Here is a 268-nt window from a genome sequence, read left to right as displayed (position 1 = left end):
TCGGTAGCGGCGATCTGACCGGTTACTTTATTGCCACCTTCATCAATCGTCTTCGAGCTTATGTGACCGACCACTGGAATATCGTTAGTACCGTCGATCTTGATTATCAGGTTTTGCGGAGCACTTTGAGCGCCATTGTTGTCGGTGGCGGTCACTGGAATGATCAAGGTTTGATGCTCACCGACTGCGAGATGATTAAAGCTCGGATCGGTGGGATCGAGTGTGTAGCTGCCATCGGGATTGAGCACGAAGCCCGCGTGTTGATAAG

At 51.1% G+C, this 268-nt stretch carries 1 protein-coding gene; it reads right to left on the bottom strand.

The annotated features are described in order from the left end of the window. Positions 1–268: VCBS domain-containing protein (locus tag AB4135_RS21590; protein WP_371995483.1), on the bottom strand; the 268-nt coding region annotated here is incomplete at both ends.

This window comes from Shewanella sp. 10N.286.54.B9 (assembly GCF_041468565.1).
Taxonomy (GTDB): domain Bacteria; phylum Pseudomonadota; class Gammaproteobacteria; order Enterobacterales; family Shewanellaceae; genus Shewanella.
This window is presented reverse-complemented; position numbering and strand designations above follow the sequence as displayed.